This window comes from Flavobacterium circumlabens (assembly GCF_004345565.1).
In the GTDB taxonomy this organism is placed as follows: Bacteria; Bacteroidota; Bacteroidia; order Flavobacteriales; family Flavobacteriaceae; genus Flavobacterium; species Flavobacterium circumlabens.
This window is the reverse complement of record NZ_SLWA01000014.1, coordinates 77356-99377: the sequence shown is the minus strand read 5'-3', so window position 1 is coordinate 99377 and position 22022 is coordinate 77356. Positions and strand designations below refer to the sequence as shown.

General features: G+C 36.7%; 13 protein-coding genes and 2 pseudogenes. All 15 read right to left on the bottom strand.

What is annotated here, in order from left to right; genetic code table 11:
• Positions 1 to 1227, bottom strand: a pseudogene (locus tag EV142_RS23215) (DUF6443 domain-containing protein); the annotation flags it as partial.
• Between the two features lie 243 nt (positions 1228 to 1470).
• A complete protein-coding gene (locus tag EV142_RS23210) occupies positions 1471 to 3135 on the bottom strand; it encodes a sialate O-acetylesterase (RefSeq protein WP_202978517.1) in 1665 nt (554 codons plus the stop codon).
• A 77-nt stretch (positions 3136 to 3212) separates the two neighbouring features.
• Positions 3213 to 4451: an SGNH/GDSL hydrolase family protein gene (locus tag EV142_RS23205; protein WP_132038271.1), complete on the bottom strand. Its 1239-nt coding sequence runs from the start codon at positions 4449 to 4451 to the stop codon at positions 3213 to 3215.
• A 10-nt stretch (positions 4452 to 4461) separates the two neighbouring features.
• Positions 4462 to 6195, bottom strand: coding sequence for a glycoside hydrolase family 43 protein (locus EV142_RS23200; protein WP_132038270.1), 1734 nt, complete (start codon positions 6193 to 6195; stop codon positions 4462 to 4464).
• 205 nt (positions 6196 to 6400) lie between these two features.
• The gene (locus tag EV142_RS23195) at positions 6401 to 8344 is read right to left on the bottom strand and encodes a RagB/SusD family nutrient uptake outer membrane protein (protein ID WP_132038269.1); all 1944 of its coding nucleotides are present in this window, start codon (positions 8342 to 8344) and stop codon (positions 6401 to 6403) included.
• A gap of 12 nt (positions 8345 to 8356) precedes the next feature.
• The gene (locus EV142_RS23190) at positions 8357 to 11449 is read right to left on the bottom strand and encodes a SusC/RagA family TonB-linked outer membrane protein (protein WP_132038268.1); all 3093 of its coding nucleotides are present in this window, start codon (positions 11447 to 11449) and stop codon (positions 8357 to 8359) included.
• A 513-nt stretch (positions 11450 to 11962) separates the two neighbouring features.
• Positions 11963 to 12356: pseudogene (locus tag EV142_RS23185) on the bottom strand (transaldolase family protein); the annotation flags it as partial.
• A 129-nt stretch (positions 12357 to 12485) separates the two neighbouring features.
• Positions 12486 to 13811: a xylose isomerase gene (xylA, locus tag EV142_RS23180; protein ID WP_132038267.1), complete on the bottom strand. Its 1326-nt coding sequence runs from the start codon at positions 13809 to 13811 to the stop codon at positions 12486 to 12488.
• A gap of 4 nt (positions 13812 to 13815) precedes the next feature.
• On the bottom strand, positions 13816 to 15300 hold the full coding sequence (locus EV142_RS23175) for a xylulokinase (RefSeq protein WP_132038266.1): 1485 nt from the start codon (positions 15298 to 15300) through the stop codon (positions 13816 to 13818).
• A gap of 63 nt (positions 15301 to 15363) precedes the next feature.
• The gene (locus EV142_RS23170) at positions 15364 to 16071 is read right to left on the bottom strand and encodes an NUDIX hydrolase (protein WP_132038265.1); all 708 of its coding nucleotides are present in this window, start codon (positions 16069 to 16071) and stop codon (positions 15364 to 15366) included.
• Positions 16072 to 16124: 53 nt separating this feature from the next.
• Positions 16125 to 17141 carry a glycoside hydrolase family 43 protein gene (locus EV142_RS23165; RefSeq protein ID WP_132038264.1) on the bottom strand — a complete coding sequence of 339 codons (1017 nt, stop codon included), beginning with the start codon at positions 17139 to 17141 and terminating at the stop codon, positions 16125 to 16127.
• A 27-nt stretch (positions 17142 to 17168) separates the two neighbouring features.
• Positions 17169 to 18602, bottom strand: a complete 1434-nt coding sequence (locus EV142_RS23160; protein WP_132038263.1) for an MFS transporter — start codon at positions 18600 to 18602, stop codon at positions 17169 to 17171.
• A 216-nt stretch (positions 18603 to 18818) separates the two neighbouring features.
• Positions 18819 to 19940 carry an endo-1,4-beta-xylanase gene (locus tag EV142_RS23155; RefSeq protein ID WP_132038262.1) on the bottom strand — a complete coding sequence of 374 codons (1122 nt, stop codon included), beginning with the start codon at positions 19938 to 19940 and terminating at the stop codon, positions 18819 to 18821.
• Between the two features lie 51 nt (positions 19941 to 19991).
• A complete protein-coding gene (uxuA, locus tag EV142_RS23150; RefSeq protein ID WP_132038273.1) occupies positions 19992 to 21161 on the bottom strand; it encodes a mannonate dehydratase in 1170 nt (389 codons plus the stop codon).
• 111 nt (positions 21162 to 21272) lie between these two features.
• Positions 21273 to 22010 carry an SDR family NAD(P)-dependent oxidoreductase gene (locus EV142_RS23145; RefSeq protein ID WP_132038261.1) on the bottom strand — a complete coding sequence of 246 codons (738 nt, stop codon included), beginning with the start codon at positions 22008 to 22010 and terminating at the stop codon, positions 21273 to 21275.
• Positions 22011 to 22022: the final 12 nt, after the last annotated feature.

The window sequence follows — 22022 nt, the reverse complement described above, 5'->3', positions numbered from 1 at the left end:
GTCTCCCTTTCGCTTCAGGGACATGATGTTTCCGTTTCTGTCGTAGGTTAAACTCTCATCGTAGGCATTGGTCGTCAGACCATTTTTCTCGTAAACGGCATTTTTCAGTCGGTTCAGTTTATCATATTGGTAACCATAAGCACGTTCTATATTATCAGAACCGGTTCTCCAGAAAGTCTCGGATATGTTACCGTTAAAAAGTGAAGAAACATTCGGAATACCTGCCTGAACAGTATTGTAATTGATCTTAAAAGCAAACAAATCCAGCGGATCCGTGCTCTGCTGCAGGTTAGCGGTTTTATTGATCTCAGTAAGCCAGCCTCTTATGTTGTAATTAAAATCGATTTTCTGTAAAGGACTCCCTGTACTGTTTCCGACATTTTTACTCATGAGCTGTCCCAGGGCATCGTATTTATTTTCTGCCATCAGCTGGGGTGTACCTGCGCCGATTTTATGGGTATGGGTCAGCAAACGATCCTGAGGCGAGTACGTAAATTTTTCCTCCGTAGCCATTTTGGCACCACCTGCTAAACGCTGATGTTCGGTTTGTATGGTTAACGTTTTTCCTGTAAAATCAATTTCATTATCCGTATGGCTTATGCCTGTTAAGTGGTTTTTTATATAGGTACTTATACCTCTTCCCCTGGTATCATAAAAGGTAGTGGTTGTTTCTCCTGCAAGGGATGAAGGGGTACTTAAAACTCTTGTCCAGGTCCCTGTCGGCAGCCCTTTTACGTTGGTTAAAACTGTCTGGCCTATAATAAGACCAGGAACAGCCTGAGCACCCGGAAAGGTGTAATCATCGTAATAGGTAACCGTCAGGAGTTTAAAACTGGTAGGCGCGATACTGTTATTATAAGCAGTGGCAATACCATCAATAGTTAACGGCAGCTTCTTCTCAAACAAGACCGTAGCCGAATTTTGGGCGTCCTGCAATGTTTTTCTGGCGGCAGACGTGCTGCTGACATTGTTCCAGCCGGTATAGATGGGACGGCCAAAAACATCGTATTTGGTAATGAGCCAGCCTACTGCCGTATCATCCTTAAAAGGCGAATTGGCGGGCCCTGTCGCTACGGGCCTGTCGAGTTTGTCATACACGATAAACTCCCATTGTTTGCCGGGCAGTTTTTTCTCGACCAGTCGGTTGCGGTAATCGTATTTGTACTGATAGCACAAGCCATTTAAAACATCGGCTGAAATCGCTGCGTCTGCTTTGGGCGGGATCACATAGGTCAGGTTGCCGTAAGGGTCGTATACGTAATAGGTATCGTGTTTTAATCCTGCTTCATAGGTTCTTTTTAAAACGACCTGTCCTTCCTTGTTTTTAAATTCTACAACTAAAAACGATAAGAAGTGTGAAGATATATTTTGAAAATGTATTCATGAACTTTATTTATATACGATTCAATTAGTATTTTTTTCTTGAAATTATCATTTTTAATTTGAAGATATTGCGTGACGTAGTAAGTCTCACAAAATAGTATAAGATGCAAAATTTGACGGATCGACAGGCTTAAATAAAAACTGCGAAAACATATACAAACCGTTTTTCCAGACCTTAAAATCATGCACTCCGGGTTCGATATAATAGATGTGCGGAACATCATTTTTATATAAATAATCGTGCGTTCTCTTACTATTTTCGATAAGCCAGTCTTTATCTCCACACGAAATCCAAAGTAATTTTAATTTCTTTTTTGCTATTTCCGGATCAGGAAGTAATTCTTCCGGTATTTTAGTATTTGGAGCCGCTGAGAAAGCACCAACCCAGGCAAATTTATCTAAATTCCCTAATCCGAAATTTAACGATTGCCCGCCTCCCATTGACAATCCGGCGATGGCGCGGTGTTCTCTGTCTTTCAGAACCGGGTATTTTTTTTCGATAAACGGAATCAGGTCGTTTAATAAATCTTTTTCGAAAGCAGCAAAAGCCTGCACTTTATCGGGTGCCATTATGTTGCCGGCTGCACTGTCATCTTTCATTGCCCTTCCGTTTGGCATGACCACAATCATAGGTTCAATTTTTCCTTCTGCGAAAAGATTATCTAATATAACCTGCGGATTTGCTCCGTTTAGCCATTCTTTTTCATCGCCGCCTATTCCGTGCAAAAGATACAATACAGAATATCTTTTCTTTTTAGTGAATCCCGGAGGTGTATAAACCGTTGCTTTTCTTGCAGAACCAACCGTTTTAGATTCATAACTGATCGTTTCTGTTTTTCCTGCCGGAATAGCAACGTTTAGCTGATCAAAACCAAGGGGAGCCTGAACTATAAAAGGCGTTTTTCCGTTAAAGAATTTATATCCCAATAACGAAAGCATTTTATCGGCATAACGGCGTCCTAATTCTCTGTAACCTTCGGCATTAAAATGTAAAAAGTCAGGTTCTGCCGTGCATCCTTTTGATGAAATAACATACGAATTGGGAATCGTTTTTGGTAATGTCGCAATAATTTTATTCATGCTTCCACATTTACCGTTCTGGTCTTCGTTTACGGTTTCCCCCGAAAGCAAAGGCACTTTTTTCGGATCCAGATTTAAATCTTTCATTAAATTATCGTAGACAATTTTGACCTTTTTTGTCCAAAGTGTATCTCCTGTATTCGATTCGCCCTGGTGCAGTAAAATGCCTTTAATGACGCCTTTTTTCTGTGCTATTCTTGCCAGCTCCACCAGTCTTTCATAAGGATTTCCTTCGTATTCCTTAAGAATTCCCTTCATCCAGTCTGGCGCTGTTGCTACATATTCTGCTGTTTTATCTTTGTCAAAAAGTTCAATTTTGCATCCTCCAACGGCTACATTGATAACGCCTACTTTCACATTTTCAGGGAGATTGGACACCAGATTTCTACCAAAATAATCAACCGGTGTTAGTCCCGTATTACAACGACACAATGGCGGTATGGCGGTATACCAATTTCCTTTTTCACGTTTAAGGTCAGGGCAATTGACTGCCTGTAAAATCTGAAAACGATCATCGACGCCCACTTTATCCTGTGTTTCTATTTTGGCATATCCTTCCATATTGGACTGACCAAAACTCAGATAAACATGAAAATCAGGATCTTGAGAATATCCTTTTTGGGCTATTGAAAAAAGAACTACAAATGCGCAAAACCTACTTATTAATTTCATTATTGATCTGTTTTTTTATTATCAAAAAATAATTTAAATCCGGGATTGAAATTGGTAAAGAATTGAAAGAAAAGAAATTATTTAAATAAATCGAGGTTGATTGCCTCTCCCATTTTAACATAACCCGCTTCGTTTGGATGCAAAAAATCGCCGTCATGCAGGCTGGATGAAATCGTTTTGGAACCTTCTTCTGAAACCATTGCTTTATCAAAATCAATTACGGCATCAAAGGCTTTGCTATTTCGAATCCAAGTATTTACAATATCACGAGCTTCTTGTTTGTGTGGAGCATCATAAAATGATTTGGCAAATGGCAAAATGGTACAGCCGTAGACTTTAATTCCTTTTGCATGCGCTTTGTTAATCATTACTTTATACGCTTCAATAAGTTCCTGCGCTTTTATTGGTGCATCTTCGGGATTTTTAATTCCTCCTATATCGTTGATGCCTTCGAGAATGACGAGCCATTTTGTTCCTTTTTGAGATAATACATCTCTGTTAAAACGATTTAAAGCCGTAGGACCTAATCCGCCTTTAACGACACAATTCCCTCCAATACCCAAATTCAAAACACCTTTTTTTTCTGTTTTTTTATTAGCCGATAATCGTGCCGATAAAATATCTGTCCAGCGATTTTGTTTGTTGGTTCCTGAGCCACGGCCGTCTGTAATGGAATTTCCCAAACAAACGATATTCGCAGCATATTTATCCGCCACAACATCCAATCCCATAATAGAATACCAATGATCTGTTTTTATGGCGCCATCAAAAGCTGCATTTTGAATTTGATCCCCTTCAAGAATATAAGAAGTGGTGCGTGAACCGGGATGTCCCGATATTTTTTGGGATGTATTTCCGTAATGAATAGTAATCGCTAAAAGCTGTCCGGATTGTAAGTCAAAATCAAAAGTATCTGAATAAATTTCCTGTTCAGGGCTTATTGTTGTCTCCCGTTTTCCATTAAAACGAAGCTCTTTTTGTGTTTTAAGATCAACAATCGGCGCATTGACAACATTGGCCACGCTAACCGATTTTAAAACCGTTGGCTGATCGCTGAAAATATTAGAAAAACGCAATCTCATACGTTTTCCGCCAATTGAAACCCTGATAATTTGCCGAAGTGTATTTTCTGAAAGTCCCGGAGCGGGCGGCATATTGTTGGGTTCGACCAGCATTTGCGCGCAGGCCCAGGTTCCGACCCAATTCTCCGTTTTTGATTTGTCCTGCGCCATTACCAACGATTGATTGGACTGACAACCCAAAACCAAAAAGAAGAGATGGACAAACAACATCCATTTAAAATGTTCCTTTTTCATATTTTGTTTTTTATTGTGGCTGAGCATCATTTGCAGCCGTTGCATACAATCCAACCAAAGCTCCTGTAAAACCTCCGGCCATGTTTGTTGAAAGAATATCGCCTGAAACACTTTCGCCTAAATTTTTAAAATCAGTGCCGTTTAAAGCATAACTAAATTCGTAATTGTCTCCGTTGGCTTTTACCTGAAGTCGAATGTTTTTTTTGATTTCGATTTTAGCGCTTACAATTATTTTAGATTGTCCTTTTTCTGTTCTTTGTAATAAAATATAAGTGTCTTTTCCTTTTTTTGTGATGCCAAATACATAATTAAAACGCTCGTTTTGCAGACATACAATTCCGGCAAGATCTTTTTCAGATTCTGGCCTGTAATCTATTGTTGTGGCAAAAGAAAACGTGTTGTGCATTTGTCTGTAAAAAAGTGTCGAAGTGGGTTTAACTTCTTTAATATTGACTTCGAAAGGATTAATCTGAAGTCCTTTTTTAGTTACTGAAATAAAATTTTCACGAGGGCCTCTCAATCCGATCCATCGGTAATCTAATTTATCAGAGGTAAAATTTTCGGTAAATGTAAAATTCCCGTTTGGGAAAAATCCGTCTTTGCCTGTTTTGTTTTCGGTAACGCCTTTTGGTATTTTAATTTTTGGTTCTAAAGGCACTAATCCGTTTTCAAAAACGGGAAAAGTTCCTGACCAGTCTACCGGAAGCATAAAAGTTTCACGTCCTGTATTTACTCGGTCTTTATCATTCGGGCGAACGCCTAAAAATACACCATAATATTTATTATCAGGTCCAAGTACTAAATCGGCATGTCCGGCCCAGTCTACTTTATCGGTTCTGTTTTGAGGAAAATATCTTTGGGTAAGAATCGGATTGTTTGATGCCGGTTTAAAAGGCCCTTTCGGACTGTCACTGATAAAAATAACTTCACTATGATTTCCTCCTGTACCGCCTTCGGCACACATTAAATAATAATGACCGTCTTTTTTATACAAATGAGGCGCTTCAATCCAGATTGGTTTTTTCGAAAGATCTACTCCGCCATCTACAATAATTTTATCCGTTCCCGGAATTACCTGATCTTTTTCCAGATCGTATTCCCAAACTTTAATAACACGATGTCCCTGATAGCTTTCTTTTCCTTTATCCGGAGCGTCATTATGAACGATGTATCCTTTTCCGTTATCATCAAAAAAGATACAAGGATCAATTCCGTCAAAACCTAATTTTATCGGACTTCCCCAGCCTTTCATGGGGTCTTTTGTTTTTACTATAATATTGCCCAAACCTCCTGAAAATGCTGTTACAATCATATAGAAAGTATCATTGTGAGGATTATAAGTAATACCAGGAGCATATACACCCTGGCTTATACCGGTATCGTGCGGATTGAATTCTGACACTTTATTTAGTACGCCTCCAAGGTCTGTCCAGTTCACTAAATCTTTAGAATGGAAAATGGGCACGCCCGGAAACATCGCAAATGAGGAACATACCATATAATAATCATCTCCTTTTCTGGTAATGGCCGGATCCGGATAACATCCCTGCAAAACGGGAGAATAAAACTCATCTGGTTTTAATGGATTCTTTTTATAAATGTCATCGTCTCCCTGATAAATAACATTAGAAAAAACAGGCGGCTTTTTGCTTTGTTTTTTTACAAGAGTATCATTTGCACCTATTATTTTGAAAGAGAAAAGAAACAATAATGGTAATAAGAAAAATATTTTTTGCGGCTTCATTTGTAACTGTTCATTAATTATTAAAAGCTCTTAAAAACTAAAATGTAAATTTAAGAGACCTGAATATTGTAACTGAATTCATAATTTAAAAGCCGAGGGAATTCCCCCGGCTTCAAACTAAAGCAAATTTACAAACCAACTTATAAGCTATTCTGTAAAATTAACACCTATAATTACTGTAAAATTTGCTTCTTTCACCAAGATATTAATATCCTGGATTTTGATAAGCAGCCTTCTCTGCTGCTGACATTTCCATACCATCTATCTGACCCTGAGGTATTGGGCGCAAGTAATGATGCGGTTCTATAGTTCTGGTAACAACCTCTGGTGTATGCTGTCCGTAATTTGATCCTCCAATTGAATATTTACCTGCAATTTCATTCCATTTTTGAGTTCTTACTAAATCATACCAACGGTAACCTTCACCATAAAATTCACGCGAACGTTCAGCCAGAATATAATTAATATCAATAATGGCGGGAGTTGAACTTGTTAGTAAAGCGCTATTGTCTGCTGTTTTTGCCACTTTGCCATTATTATCCCAACGCCATTTTCCTGCACGGGCTCTTATTACATTGATAAGAGCTCTGGCACTCATAGTACCAGTTGCTCCTTTTACTGCAGCTTCTGCGGCCACAAAATAGAGTTCTGAAAATTTAGCCACCGGATAAGGTCTTGTGCTTCCTGCATTTGGCTGTCCTAAACCTCCTGCATTATCTGTACGGTATGGTCCTAACTTCCATAAACCAGGGTATACTATTCTGCTTATTCCATTTGGAGAAATTACATAATCTGATCTGCCTGGTAAAACTCCGGCACCCACACCATTATCGCCTGCTCCCGTAGGATATGTAATGGGTGTCGCTGGCTCATCATTAAGAAACGTTACAATGGCATCGCCTGGTTTTACCGACAATCCGTTTGCATTATACAAGGTTGCTACATCTGTTAAACCAGTTCCCTGTAAATTCCAGTTTCCACGATATACGGCTGCAAATGTTCCGTCGTATCTTGAATCGTTTGTTTTATCTGCAAATGTTTTGGTAAAGACTTCGATAGGTGGTACCATTCTCACCCAGGGACGTCCTAAAAACTGATCTGCTGCTCTTTGTACAGTCGAAACTGCAGCTCCCGAAGCATTTTTACTTCTTATCGAAGTGTAATTAAAAGTTCCCATCCAGCCTGCAAAGTTATCAGGCGAACCACCACTTCCGTACGTAAGACTTGCTCCATTGTAATATTCGCTTTCCTCGGTATGGTCTGCGTAAAGCATTACTTCTTTGTTACGATCATTAGATCCCAGGTTTACATCATAATAGTAAGGTAATAATCCATAAGAACCCGGATTATTGATTCCGTCTAAAGCGATGTTGTACGCTTGTTGAAAATACCATTGAGCGTTGTGTCCATCAGGATCTGTTCTTGGTGTATCCGGATAGGTTGGAATATTGTTTGGATTTTCTAACCACCAGGCATATGTTAAATATGCTTTTGATAACATTAAACGAGCCAACGTTTTAGTTGCTGTTCCTGTTAATCTTGAAGCATCTGGCAGTTCGTTTACTGCTGCTACTAAATCTGGAAAAATAGCTTTGGTATAAACCTCAGGTACGGTATTTCGTTTTGAAGATCTCGATGGTCTGCTGTTAAATTTTAACTCGCCCGCTCCTAAATCTAAAGGAACTCCTCCAAAATTTTGTACCAATAAAAAGTAATCAAACGCTCTAAAGAATTTAGATTCTGCAATTAAGTTACTGGCGATACCTACGGCGGCAGCGTTTTCGATAATTCCGCTTGCAGTGTTAATATCGTTATACGAATTATTCCATACCACATCGGCTCTGCTTGAGGTAGCATTTATAACCCCAACTCCGGATAAATCATGATCTTTGAAATTTCCGTCGGCTTGCTGCCCATATGTGTTTTCATCTGTACCGGTTTGAACTGAGTTGTAGTAATAAGCCTGTCCGTAAATCCAGCGTAAATGTGCGTAATGTGACGTTAATCCCTGTAAAACTCCTTGTTCTGTTTTAAAATAACCAGGCTCATAAAAATCATGTGGTTTTTCTTCTAAAATATCAGAGCAGCCCGCAAAGGAGAACAAAGCTACTGATCCTATAATTAATCTTTTAAAAATATATCGTTTCATAGTTCTTTTTGATTAAAATGTAAAATTAAGTCCGAATAAAAAGTTTCTGGTTGAAGGTGTATTGGTTCCAATAACCAAAAACCTGCGTTGGTAAGTACCTGTTACTGCCTGGTTTTCATCTCCAAAAGAATTGGTTTCAGGATCCATCCCTGATTTTCTGTTGTAAGGAGAGAAAAGTACAAACGGATTTTGAGCTGTAAAATAAAGTCTCAGTTTCTGAATCCCTAAATTTCTCATAAATTCCTGATCTAAAGTATATCCAAGCGTTAAGGCTCTAATTTTTACATAAGATGCATCAAAATATCCCATTGTAGAAATGTATTTTGGATTATCACTACTTCTGATACCTCTTGGGTTAGGAAATTCTGCATCTCTGTTATCCGGTGTCCAGTAATCTACATCGACATTACTTCTTCTTCCGTTAAGAAGATTCAGGTAACTGTTCCCTCCGTAAAGTGTACTAATTAAAACACCTCCACTTTTAAAAGCTCCAACAGCAGAAAAATCAAAACCTTTATACGTTAAGTTCGTATTAAAACCTCCCTGAAAATCCGGATCAGTTTCAATGATTTGTCTGTCGGTTGCATTAATAGCACGCGTTGGTGTACCGTCCGGGTTAAAATCTCCTGTATATTTCACTTTGATAGATCCTACTACTGTTCCTTGCTGGTTGATACCAGTTGGTCCAGGTTCTAATGTAGACATGTACGGATCGCCTTCCTGCCAGATTCCTACTTTTTCATAATCGTAAATTGAGTTGATATTATAACCTACAAACCAAGAGTTTGCCTCATCTCTTTGTGCTCCGGAAGCCAGTTTAACTAACTTGTTTTCGTTGGCATAAAAGTTAACTCCAACCGTCCAGCTTAATCCTTTTGGATTATCCAGAATTACTCCGTTTAAAGCAATTTCGTATCCTTTATTTTCAGTTTCACCAACATTACCAACATAACTGCTAACTCCTGATGTTGCCGGAAGATTTACGCGTTGCAGCAAATCTTTTGTATTTGTTTTGTAATATTCGATTGTTCCTGATAAACGATTATTAAGAAATGCGAAATCCAATCCATAATTCCATGTTGTCGAATATTCCCATCCTAAATCCGGATTAGGCAATGTTGTAACATATACACCTGTAGAATTTGTAGTTCCAAAATTATAGGGTCTTGTACTTAAAGCTCCCAAAGTTTGATAAGGATCTACCGCCTGATTGGATGTTTCACCGTATCCTGCACGTAATTTCACTAAATTAACCCATGAAAGTTTTTTCATAAAAGATTCATTTGAGACTGTCCATCCTGCAGAAACCGCCGGATAAGTTACCCATTTATTTCCTTGTGATAATCTTGATGAACCGTCTGAACGAATTGTTCCTGAGATAAAGTATTTATTATCGTAAGAATACATGGCTCTTGCCATATACGAACTTAAACCCCATTGCGTATAATCCTGATCTGCCGGATTTATAACTGCTTCTTCTTCACTCTGCCCTAAGTTATAAAACTGAAAAGCATCAGAAGTGATTCCGTTTCTGGTGATTCTGGAAGTATTTCCCGTAAACTGCTCATTTGAATACAATCCCACAAAATTTACCGTATGTTTTTCGGCAAAAGTTTTATCGTATGAAATCAAATTCTCAATTAACCATTGTGTTGACAATGTATTGGTAATAGACGCATTTGAGATTGTCGTTGGATTTACATCAAAAACACCTTGTCCTTCGTAGTAACCGCCATTCGATAAACGTAAATTTAATCCGGTATTCATTCGGTATTTTAAACCTTCTACCCCCGGTATTTTAACCTCAGCAAAAATATTATTGTAAGAACTAAAAGCTCTGGTTTGATTTACATAAGAATCTCCCAAATTATTGATGGTATTTCTGGCATAAACCCAGTTTTCATCTCCACCCATTCTCACGGTTCTTTTTAAGGATCCGTCCGGATTATAAGGATTTGCCAAAGGAGAAGTTGCTAAGGCTGTACCTGTACCAATGTTATCTCCATTTGTAACGGCGTAGTTACTGTTTGTATTAAATCCCATGCGAAAAGCGCTTCCTAACTGCTGATCTAAACCTGCTCTTAGGCTAAAACGCTCGTATTTTTGACCAGGTAAAACAGATTCTTCTTTATAATATCCTAAACCTGCATTATAAGCTCCGTTCTCACTACCTCCGGAAACACTTACATCATGACTAATCATTTCGCCAGCTCCGTAAAGTGAATCCTGCCAGTCTGTATTGGTGTTTCTCGATTCATCAATACCATCTGTATATAAAGTTGAATAATCACGAAGTGCTGCAAATTTAGCCGCATCCATCATATCGTATTTACCAAAAACCTGCTTAATACCGCTAAATCCGTTGTAATTAAAAGTAGCTTTTTGATTTTTACGTCCTTTATTACTTGTTATCAATATTACCCCGTTGGCTCCACGTGAACCGTAAATAGCCGTTGCAGAAGCATCTTTTAAAACGTCTACCGATTTAATATCTACCGGATTTATATCACCTATTGAACCCGCAAAAGGAACACCATCTAAAACAATTAAAGGATCGTTACTTCCGGTTAAAGATCTTGTACCACGTATACGAATCTGCATTGCTGCTCCCGGTTTTGTAGAAGTTTGTGTTAAGTCGACACCTGCAAGTCTTCCTTGTAAAGCCTGAGTTACGTTTGCAGCCGGAACTTCATTTAATTCCCTTCCTCCAATAGAAGCTACAGATCCTGTTACGGCTTCTTTCCTTTGCGTTCCGTACCCAATAACAACCACTTCTTTTAATTGAGCCGAATCTTCTTCAAGACTTACATTAATTTGGGTTTGTCCATTTACTATTACTTCTTTGTTCCTTAAACCTATAAAGCTAAAAACAAGAACACCGTTAGAAGGTACATTGATAGTATAAGTACCGTCGAAACCGGTGCTTACTCCATTTTTTGTTCCTTTTAAATTTACATTAGCTCCCGGAATTGGGCCATTGGCATCTGATACAGTTCCTGTAACTTTTGTCTGGGCATTTGAATGGAGTGATAACGCAAACATTAAGATCAAAAAACAAAAGCATTTGAGATGCTTTGATTTACTTATAACAAAAGAGTTAGTCATAAAAATTGATTTAGATAGTTAAAATTTAATTTGGTTTAGTTAATAAGTGTATTTAAAACAAATATAAAAAAAAGCAATTAATACACAATCGGTTGTTTGTTATTTTTTTAGATAATCAATAAAAAAAAACAGTTTAAAAAACATTGTAAATAATTATAAGCTTAAAATAATGAAAAATATCTATTATTAGAATTGGTTTTAACCAGAATTTTGATAATATCACCATATTATTTCTATTTAGTTAAAAAAAAGATAAAAGAAAAAAAAGTAAGAAGGTTAACATCAAACATGCAAAAAATGATAGTTTTTAAAGTAAAAATATTATTAAAATAAAAAACAATCGAGGAGTAAACGTGGTATTTGCTTCTGATCACCAAATATTTAGCCACAGAAATCATTAAAAAAGCACTAAAAGCAATCGGTTGTTATAAAAAACAGAAAAACTCCTTTCAAATTTAACTTCAAAAGGAGCTTTAAGATATAATATTTAATAAATCACTAAAATTTAACTTATCAAACTGGTATTAAGAACATTATGATTTTATTTTTTGCATCTTCAATAAATTGATTTAACCCAATATCAGTTACTGTATGTTTTAATAATCCTTTGATAGCAGAAAGAAAGTGGTCCCGTCATAACATCAGAACCTGCTTTTGCACAATTTACAATATGCATCGTATGTCTGATAGAAGCCGACAGAATCTGAGTTTTGTATCTATGATTATCATAATTTCCCGTATGTCTTCAATTAAGTGCCTACCATCTGTTGAGATATCATCGAGCCTTCCTGAAAATGGCGAAACGTAGGTTGCACCTGCTTTTGCGGCTAATACTGCCCGTCCTGCAGAAAATTAAAGCAACATTGGTTTTGATTCCTTTTGATGAAAAATACTTACCTGCTTTTACAAAGCTGTCGTCACTGTGAATAGTTATTGTGTAATCTTTGTCAAAATTTTAAAATTTGACAAAGATTACACACAAAATAGTTATCAAAATCATTATTCAGATTTTAACTTTCTATAACTATCACATCAATTATATATATTGATTAATAATATTCTCAAACAATTCCTGTTTACCGCTTTTTAATGACAATTCACCATTTTGGTTTGCGATATCATACAAATCCTTAAGGTTTAATTTTCCATCTGCAAAATCTTTTCCTTTTCCGGAATCGAACGAACTGTATCTTTCTTTTCTTAATTTTTCATATGGAGAAGAAGTAATAATTTTGTCAGCCGTTAATAATGCTCTTGCAAAAGTATCGGCACCACCAATATGTGCTAAGAAAACATCTTCGAGATCTGTAGAGTTTCTTCTGATTTTTGCATCAAAATTTACTCCACCGCCTTGCAATCCGCCCGCTTTCAAGAAAACCAGCATCGCTTCTGTAGTTTCCTGAATGTTATTTGGGAATTGATCCGTATCCCAACCGTTTTGATAATCACCTCTGTTGGCATCAATACTTCCTAACATCCCTGCTTTTGCAGCCACTTCAAGTTCATGCTGAAAAGTATGCTGCGCCAATGTTGCATGGTTTACTTCAATATTGATTTTAAAATCTTTATCCAGGCCATATTCTTTTAAGAATCCAATGGCTGTTGCCGAATCAAAATCGTATTGGTGTTTTGATGGTTCCATTGGTTTTGGCTCGATAAAGAAAGTTCCTTTAAAACCCTGCGCTCTTGCGTAATCTCTGGACATCGTTAAGAATTGTGCCATATGGTCTAATTCTCTTCCCATGTCGGTATTTAAAAGAGACATATACCCTTCTCTTCCTCCCCAGAATACATAGTTTTCACCGTTTAATGCAATTGTTGCATCCAAAGCTAGTTTTACTTGTCCGCCCGCTCTTGCCACTACATTAAAATCAGGATTTGTAGCGGCTCCGTTCATAAATCTTGGGTTCGAAAAACAGTTTGAAGTCCCCCAAAGTAATTTAATTCCAGATTCTGCTTTTTTCTGTTTTAAATATTCCACAATCGTTGCCAGACGTTTTTCAGATTCTGCGAAAGTTGGTCCTTCAGCGACCAAATCATAATCGTGAAAACAGAAATAATCAAATCCCATTTTACTGATAAATTCAAAAGCAGCATCGGCCTTATCTTTTGCAGCCTGAATTGGATCTGGTGATTGATCCCATGCAAAATTTTGAGTGCCCGGTCCAAATGGGTCACTTCCTTGTCCGCAGAAGGTGTGCCAGTAAGCGATTGCAAACTTAAAATGTTCGCGCATTGTTTTTCCGGCCACAACCTGATCCGGGTTGTAATATTTAAATGCCAGCGGATTATCAGATTCCTTGCCTTCAAATTTTATCTGGCCAATGCCTTTGTAATATTCTTTATTGCCTAAAACTACCATTTCTTTATTTTTTATGTGTTAATATCAATTCTAATTCCTGTTTCCATTTTTGATATGCCTTTGCATAAGGTGCTGCATTTTTTAGTGGTAAAAAGGTCATTACGTGATCGTTGGTCGTAATACTTGAACCAAATTTATTGTAATCTCCATCTTTTAAGCCTACCGCTCTCGCCGCTCCTACGGCTCCTGTTGTATTGTAAATTTCGATTTCGTGACCAATTAAAGTGGCCACCGTATTCGAAAAAATCTCTGAACGAAATAAATTATCATTCCCGGCTCTGATCACATTAATCGTCGCATTATTGTTTTTTAAACATTCCATTCCGTAAACAAAAGAAAAAGCAATTCCTTCAAGAGAAGCCCTAAACAAATGTGCACTGTTGTGAATATTTAAGTTGAGATTCAAAAAATGTGTTCCGATGTTTTTATTATTGAACATACGCTCTGCACCATTGCCAAACGGAATCACGACAACTCCATCAGAACCCACATCAATTTTTGAAGCTTTACGGTTCATCGATTCATAGGTTTCGTCGCCCATATTATTACGCAGCCAGCGATACTGAATTCCGGCACCGTTTATGTTTAAAAGTTTTCCAACTCGTGGTGTTTTTTCTTCGTAATTAACATGAACAAAATTGTTTACCCGTGTACTTTTCCCGGATGACATTTCGCTAACAGCATAAAATACTCCCGAAGTTCCGCCGGTTGCAGCCACTTCTCCCGGATTCAAAACATTTAAAGCCAGTGCATTATTTGGTTGATCTCCGGCTCTGTAAACCACCGGAATACCAACCTGAAGTCCGGATTCTTTAGCACCTTTTTCGCTTAAAACTCCCTGAGTGGTAAAATTCTCAACAATATCTGCCGTTAAGGAGGGATCGATTCCGTAATAATCCAATAACCAGCTCGCTACTTTATTTTCTTTATAATCCCAGAGCATTCCTTCGGATAAACCATTTTTTGTGGTTGTAATTTGTCCTGTCAGTTTAAGCGCAATAAAATCGCCCGGCAACATGTATTTGTAAATCTTATTGTAGATTTCAGGTTCGTTTTCTTTGACCCATTTTAGTTTTGAAGACGTAAAATTTCCCGGTGAATTCAGCAAATGTTCCATGCATTTTTCTTTACCAATTTCAGAGAAAGCCTTGTTCCCAATTTCAACCGCACGGCTGTCGCACCAAATAATCGAGTTTCGCAATGCATTTCCGTCTTTATCCACAATAACCAATCCGTGCATTTGGTATGAAATTCCAACTCCGGTAATTTTTGAAGCCTCGATATTCGCTTCACGAATCGCTCTTTTTGTTGCAATGCAAATGTGTTGCCACCAAATTTCGGGATCCTGTTCCGCCCAATCAGAATGAAGGGCAACAATTTCCATTTCGTTTTGAGGCTCGTTCAAAACAATAATTTTTTTCCCTGTCTCGGCTTCGACTAAAGCTACTTTTACAGACGAACTTCCAATATCATATCCTATATAATACATAACTTATAATGATTCTCTTAAAATTAAATTTTTGAATTCAATTGCTCTCTTTTTAAATCCGCGTTAAAAATTAAAATTGATTTCCCTTTGAGATAAAACTTCGTGCCGCTGCATATTCAGGCTGTAAAATCTTGCGGCTCTGTGCGATACATCTTCTTCTTTTTCATTTGAATCATGTACGATTCCGGTTTGCAAAAGCTTTCTTCTGAAATTTGATTTGTTTATTTCGATTCCAAGGATTTCTTCATACAGGTTTATAACCTGCAACAAGGTGAATTTTTCCGGTAATAAATTAAAACCTACGACGCTTTTGCAAATATTTCGGCGTAATTCTTTTAAACTAAAATCCAGGATTATTTTATGTTTATCGTTTAAACCGGCAATTTCATTAATACCAACCCATTTAACATCAGTATTAAGCATATTATCTTTGCTGTCATCTCTTTTTACTAAAGCATAATAAGCAATCGAAATATCTTCCTGCAACGAAGAAGATGACTGATAACTGAATGCTTTCAGTTGCTCTAAGAAAAATTGATCGTCGCCGATATAATTTTTCAAAATATTATGAGCTGTACTCAATATCGTCTCGCCTTTTTTGATATAATCGCTAGCTAATTTCCAGGATACAATTCCTTCATTGTCTTGCTGTTTCACCAATAAAACCTTTAGAGTGTTGTTTTCAAAATTGAATATTACACAATTAATTTCTATTTTGTTTGTACTATATTGTCTGGCGATTTTTCTACTTTTTTCATCTCCTCTTTTCATAGAAAATAAAATTTAAACCTATTACTGTTCTTCCACTTAATCTTCTGATCTTCTCATGCGTACGGATCTATTGTAATGATTGAACCATCTTCCAGATAATCAATTTTGGTTACTTTCATACTTCGCAAATGCGTTACGCCTTTTGATAAACTCGAATCATGATAAAACAAATACCATTCATCTTCGACTTTACAAACAGAATGGTGCGAGGTCCAGCCTACAACCGGATTTAAAATTCTACCCTGATACGTAAATGGCCCATAAGGATTATCGCCGATTGCGTAACAAATAAAATGCGTGTCACCTGTTGAGTACGAAAAATAATATTTATCATTGTATTTATGTACCCACGAAGCTTCAAAAAAGCGACGATCGTTATCTCCGGCTAATAAAATTTTTCCGTTTTCATCCAGAATTTTAATCTCTTTTGGTTCTTCTGCAAATTCCAGCATATCATCTTTAAGCAATGCTACAATTGGTCCTAAAGCAGATTCATTTGCCAGAGGTTCTTCATGATTTACATCATAATTATTGTTTCTGTATTTTTGAAGCTGGCCGCCCCAAATTCCGCCAAAATAAATATAATGTTTCCCATCTGTATCTTCAAAAACCGCCGGATCAATACTATAACTTCCTTTAATAGCTTCGGGTTCAGGCAAAAACGGTCCAATTGGAGAATCACTTACGGCAACGCCAATCTGGAAAATTCCGTTGGCACGTTTTGCCGGAAAATACAAGTAGAATTTTCCGTTTTTACAGGCTGCATCGGGTGCCCACATTTGTTTTTCGGCCCAGGCCACATCATCGACATGTAAAGCAATTCCGTTATCAACCGTTTCTGCCTTAATATTTTCCATTGAAAATACATGATAATCTTCCATTCCAAAATGGTCGCCATTATCGTTAAACGGAATCCCGGCATCAATATCATGAGACGGATAAATATAAATTTTGCCATTAAAAACATGTGCCGATGGATCTGCGGTGTAAATATGAGAAACCAAAGGCTGAGAGATGGCTTTTTTATTAATTTGCTCGAAATTAATTTGTTCAGTACTATCTTCAGGCATAGTCGTTTTTTTGTTTTATAAAATAATTTAAGTTCTTCTTTCTTTTAAATCTGTTTCGATTTTCACTTCCATATTTTTATCGATTTTATAGAAAAATAATAGCGTAACACCTATCAAAAAGGGTATCGCAGGAAAAACACTTACCAATAATTTGATTCCGTTTATAGCCATATCGGTTTGGCTTAGAGAGTTTGGCACGTAATGAAAATAACCTAAAAATGAAGTGGTTAAAGCGCCGCCAATACTCAATCCTGCTTTTAATCCCACCATCATGGCTGAGAAAATAATGGCAGTTGCACGACGGTTATTCAACCATTCTGAATAATCGGCCACATCTGCAATCATTGCCCACAGAAGTGGAATTGTTATTCCGTAGAAAAACCCATGTAAAATTTGAGAGAAAAACATAAAACTGATTGCCGTTGCCGGAAAGAAATAAAATGCAATAATAAACAAGGTCGAAATGAATAAAAACAATCCGAAAATATTTCGTTTTCCGTATTTATCAGCCAGACTTTTAGACAATGTGATTCCAACAATCATAAAGATAATTCCGCCTGCATTAAACAATCCAAAACCAGCAGAAACAGGATCACTTCCAAAATAATTCAGTTTTAAAGCTGATAGTACCTCTAAAATGGGCTGGATAAAAATTGCAAGTTGGTCTTTGTCTGCATAATTTTCAAAATAATATACATAGGAACCGCCTTTCATTGCCAAAGTAATGAATACTAATGTGGTAAGAATCAGCATAATTACCCAGGGCTTGTTTTTCATTAAATCACTCAAATCTTCTTTAATGCTTGATTTTTGTTCCGGCTTTGGAATAATACGTTCTTTTGTAGTTAAGAATGTGATTAACAGCATGATCGTTCCAATGATTGCTAAAACAGTCATTACTTTTTCGATACCAATGGCTTTGTCACCATTTCCGGCACTTTTAATAATGCCAAGCATAAAAACCTGAACAAAAAACTGCGCAAACATTACGGCCACAAAGCGATAAGATGACATACTGTTTCTTTCGCCCATATCACCTGTTATAACACCGCTTAAAGCAGAATATGGTAAATTATTACTGGCATAAAAAAGCAGCAATAATGTATAAGTGATAACGGCGTAAATTACTTTTCCGTGATAGGAAAAATTTGGTGTTGTAAAAGCCAGTAAAGCAATGACACCAAGTGGAATTGCGGTTATTAAAATCCAAGGCCTGAATTTTCCCCATTTTGTGCGGGTCCTGTCTGCCAAAACACCGATAATTGGATTAAATACAAAAGCAGCAATCAAGCCTACTACCAGCATAATTATAGAAGAATCTGTTGGAGATAATCCGTAGATATCAGTATAAAAATAAGCGAGGTAGGTCATTAATGTCTGAAAAACAAGATTTGCCGCCAAGTCGCCTAAGCTGTATCCGATTTTTTCTTTAATGGATAATTTTTGTGAAATGTAATTCATTATTTAGGTGGTTATTTTGGCTTTAAATTATCTTTCTTTTTCTAATTCCGGATAGTTATGTGATGTTTTAAACCAGTACACGGTAAAACAATCGGTTGTGTAAAATTATATAAAAAAAGAGGATTTGCAAGTCGATTTTTAATTATTTCATTATATAAAACAAAACACACATTCGGTTGTGTACTTCGCAAAAAAAACTTTTTTACGGCACAAATTTTATTGTTTTATTTCTTTTAATTGTATTACACTGTTATATGCTTTTTTGGGTTTTAAGTCTTTATCAAATAACAATGGATAATTTGTTCTTCCTTTTACAGGCCAGTCGTTTAACCACGATTGCCCATCATGAACACCCCAAAATGTTACGCGGCTAATTTTGTCTTTATGTTTTAAAAATAATTTAAAAATAGAAGCATAACGTGCTGCAAGTTTAACCTGTACAGAATCCGGAAGCGTTTTAGGATACGGATTCATTTTAGGATCTCCTTCAAAATTCTGATTTACATCAGCGCCATTTAAATCCTTTGGATTTGGGAGTACAGAAATATCAAGTTCCGTAAAAGCAACTTTAACACCAAGCGCCGAATATTCTAAAATGCTTTTTTCAATTTCTTCTAATGACGGATAAGTCAATTTCCAGTGGGCCTGAATCCCAACACCATCAATCTTACCGCCGGCTGCCTTTATTTTTTTGATCAAATCAACATTTCCAGCTCTTTTGGCCGGTTCTTCATTATTATAATCATTGTAATACAAATCTACTTTTGGATCTGCCGCTGCGGCATATTTAAAAGCATCTGAAAGATATTTTTCGCCAAGTGTATTTAAAAAAATTGATTTTCTTAAAGTTCCGTCTTCGTTTAAAGCTTCATTCACCACATCCCACGAATCTACTTTGCCTTTGTATTTAGAAACAATCGTCGTAATATGATCTTTCATAAAAGCGCGCATTTCTGTGCTGTCTTTAATTTTTTCGATCCATGGTGCAAGCTGACTGTGCCATATTAAAGTATGACCATGAATAAACATCTTGTTTTTTTTACCATACGCCACAAATTTATCTGCAAGAGCAAAATCATATTTGTCTTTTTGCGGATGAATAAACATCGATTTCATGATATTTTCTGCCGTAATCGCATTAAATTCATTCTGGATCAATGAGTCTTCTTTGGCATTTTTTTCTTCAATCTGATCAGCGCTCAGGGCAGTCCCGATATAAAAATCGTTTTTATAGCTGTCTTTTAAAGAAACAGCATTTTTTTCTTTTTCTTTTTTTGCATTACAGCTGCTTAAAATTACAACAGACAAGAGCAGTAAAGAGCGGTTAATTAATCTCATTTTTATTGGTTTAAGGTTAGTAGTAATTATTAATTCCTAAAACAGATAGGCTTATATCAATTCTTTTAGTTTGTAAGCTATACCCGCTTCTAATCCTCTTAATTCGGCAAGACCTTTTAATCTTCCTGTCAAAGAATAACCGGGATAGGTTTCTTTTTCTTTATCCACTTCGTGTAAAAAACCGTGATCAGGACGCATTGGCAAACTTATTTTTCTGGCATTCATTAGCAGTAGAATTTTTTCGACAATCGTTTCCATTTTTGTATCGCCTTTTAAATGTTCTGATTCCCTAAAAATAGTTTCGCTTTCGCGGAAAGTGTTCCGAAGATGCAAAAAGTGAATCCGGTCTCCGCAATCATCAATAATTCTTTCCAGATTATTTTTCGGATTTGCTCCCAAAGAACCTGTACAAAAACACAGTCCATTTGAATTGAATGGAACTGCAAGCAATAGGGTTTTAATATCTTCTTCCGTAGAAACAATTCGGGGCAGACCTAAAACTGAAAACGGCGGATCATCAGGATGTATGGCCAGCTTAGCATCATATGCAGCAGCGACCGGAGCAACTTCTGCTAAAAAGCAGATCAGGTTTTCTCTTAGTTTTTCATTATCAATATTGGCGTAATTATCTAATAAAGAAAGAATTTGTTCTGCTGTAAAGTTGCTTTTACTTCCCGGTAACCCTAATAAAACATTTTTAAATAATAATGCTTTTTCATCTTCTGAAAGTTTATTTCCAAACTGTAATGCATTTTCTTTCTCTTTTGCAGAATAATCATTTTCAGCATTTGGTCTTTTCAACAGGAAAACATCAAAATAAGTAAAAGCATCCTGATTGTATAAAAGTGCCTTACTTCCGTCTTCATTAATAAAATTGTGATCTGTCCGAACCCAGTCTAAAATTGGCATAAAATTATACGTGATGATCTTAATACCGTAATCTGCCAGGTTTCTGATACTTATTTTATAGTTTTCAATGTATTTTAAATAATTTCCGGTGGCGCGTTTGATCTCTTCATGAACCGGCAGACTTTCTACTACTGCCCATTCAAGTCCGGCATTTTTAATAATTTGCTGTCTTTCCTTAATATCTTCAAGTGTCCAGATTTCTCCTACAGCAATCTGATGCAAAGCCGTAACAACTCCAGTTGCTCCGGCTTGTTTTATATCTAATAAACTTACGTTGTCCTGAGGCCCAAACCAACGCATCGTTTGCTGCATTTTTATCATACCATTATTCTTTATTTGTGCTGAATTATTTTAACCACATAGACACATAACTTACTTTGTGATGTGAAAACTTTGACAAAGCTATAATACTCGCCGAGACAATTAGAACCCAATACTATTTCCACCATCAACTGGCAAAACGGTTCCGGTTGTGTATTTTGATTCGCTAAGGGCGAAATAATAAACGGCATCTGCAATGTCTGATGGTTCTCCCAAAAAGCCCATCGGCGTTCTCCCAAGCACTTTATTTTTTCTTTCAGGATCGTTATCAAGTGCCGCAGAAGACATTTTAGTTTTGATAAATCCCGGCGCAATGCAATTGACACGAATACCAAAAGGCGCCAATTCTACGGACATTGCTCTGGTCATCGATTCGATCGCGCCTTTACTGGCCGAGTATGCAATTACTTTTGGAATTCCGTATTGCGATGCCATCGAACTGATATTGACGATACTTCCTCCGTTTTTTTCTTTCATGTTTTTCACAACGGCTTTACTTACAGCAAAAACGCTCAAAAGATTGGTATGAATTACAGATAAAAAATCTTCATCGGTAACATCGGTAAATTCTTTTTTCAGATTGATTCCGGCGTTGTTTACCAAAATATCAATTGGGTTTTCTTTAGTTAACTTTTCAATCATTTCCGGAATTCCGCCCAAATTATTTAGATCATAAATAACCGGAATGGCATTTTCGCCAATTTCTTTGCAAGCCTCTTCTGTTTTTTCTTTTGACCTTCCGATTATATAGGTTTTAATACCGTTATCACATAATTTTTTTGCTGTTGCAAATCCCAAACCCGAATTTCCTCCGGTTACAATTGCTGTTTTTGTACTCATATTTTCTTTAAT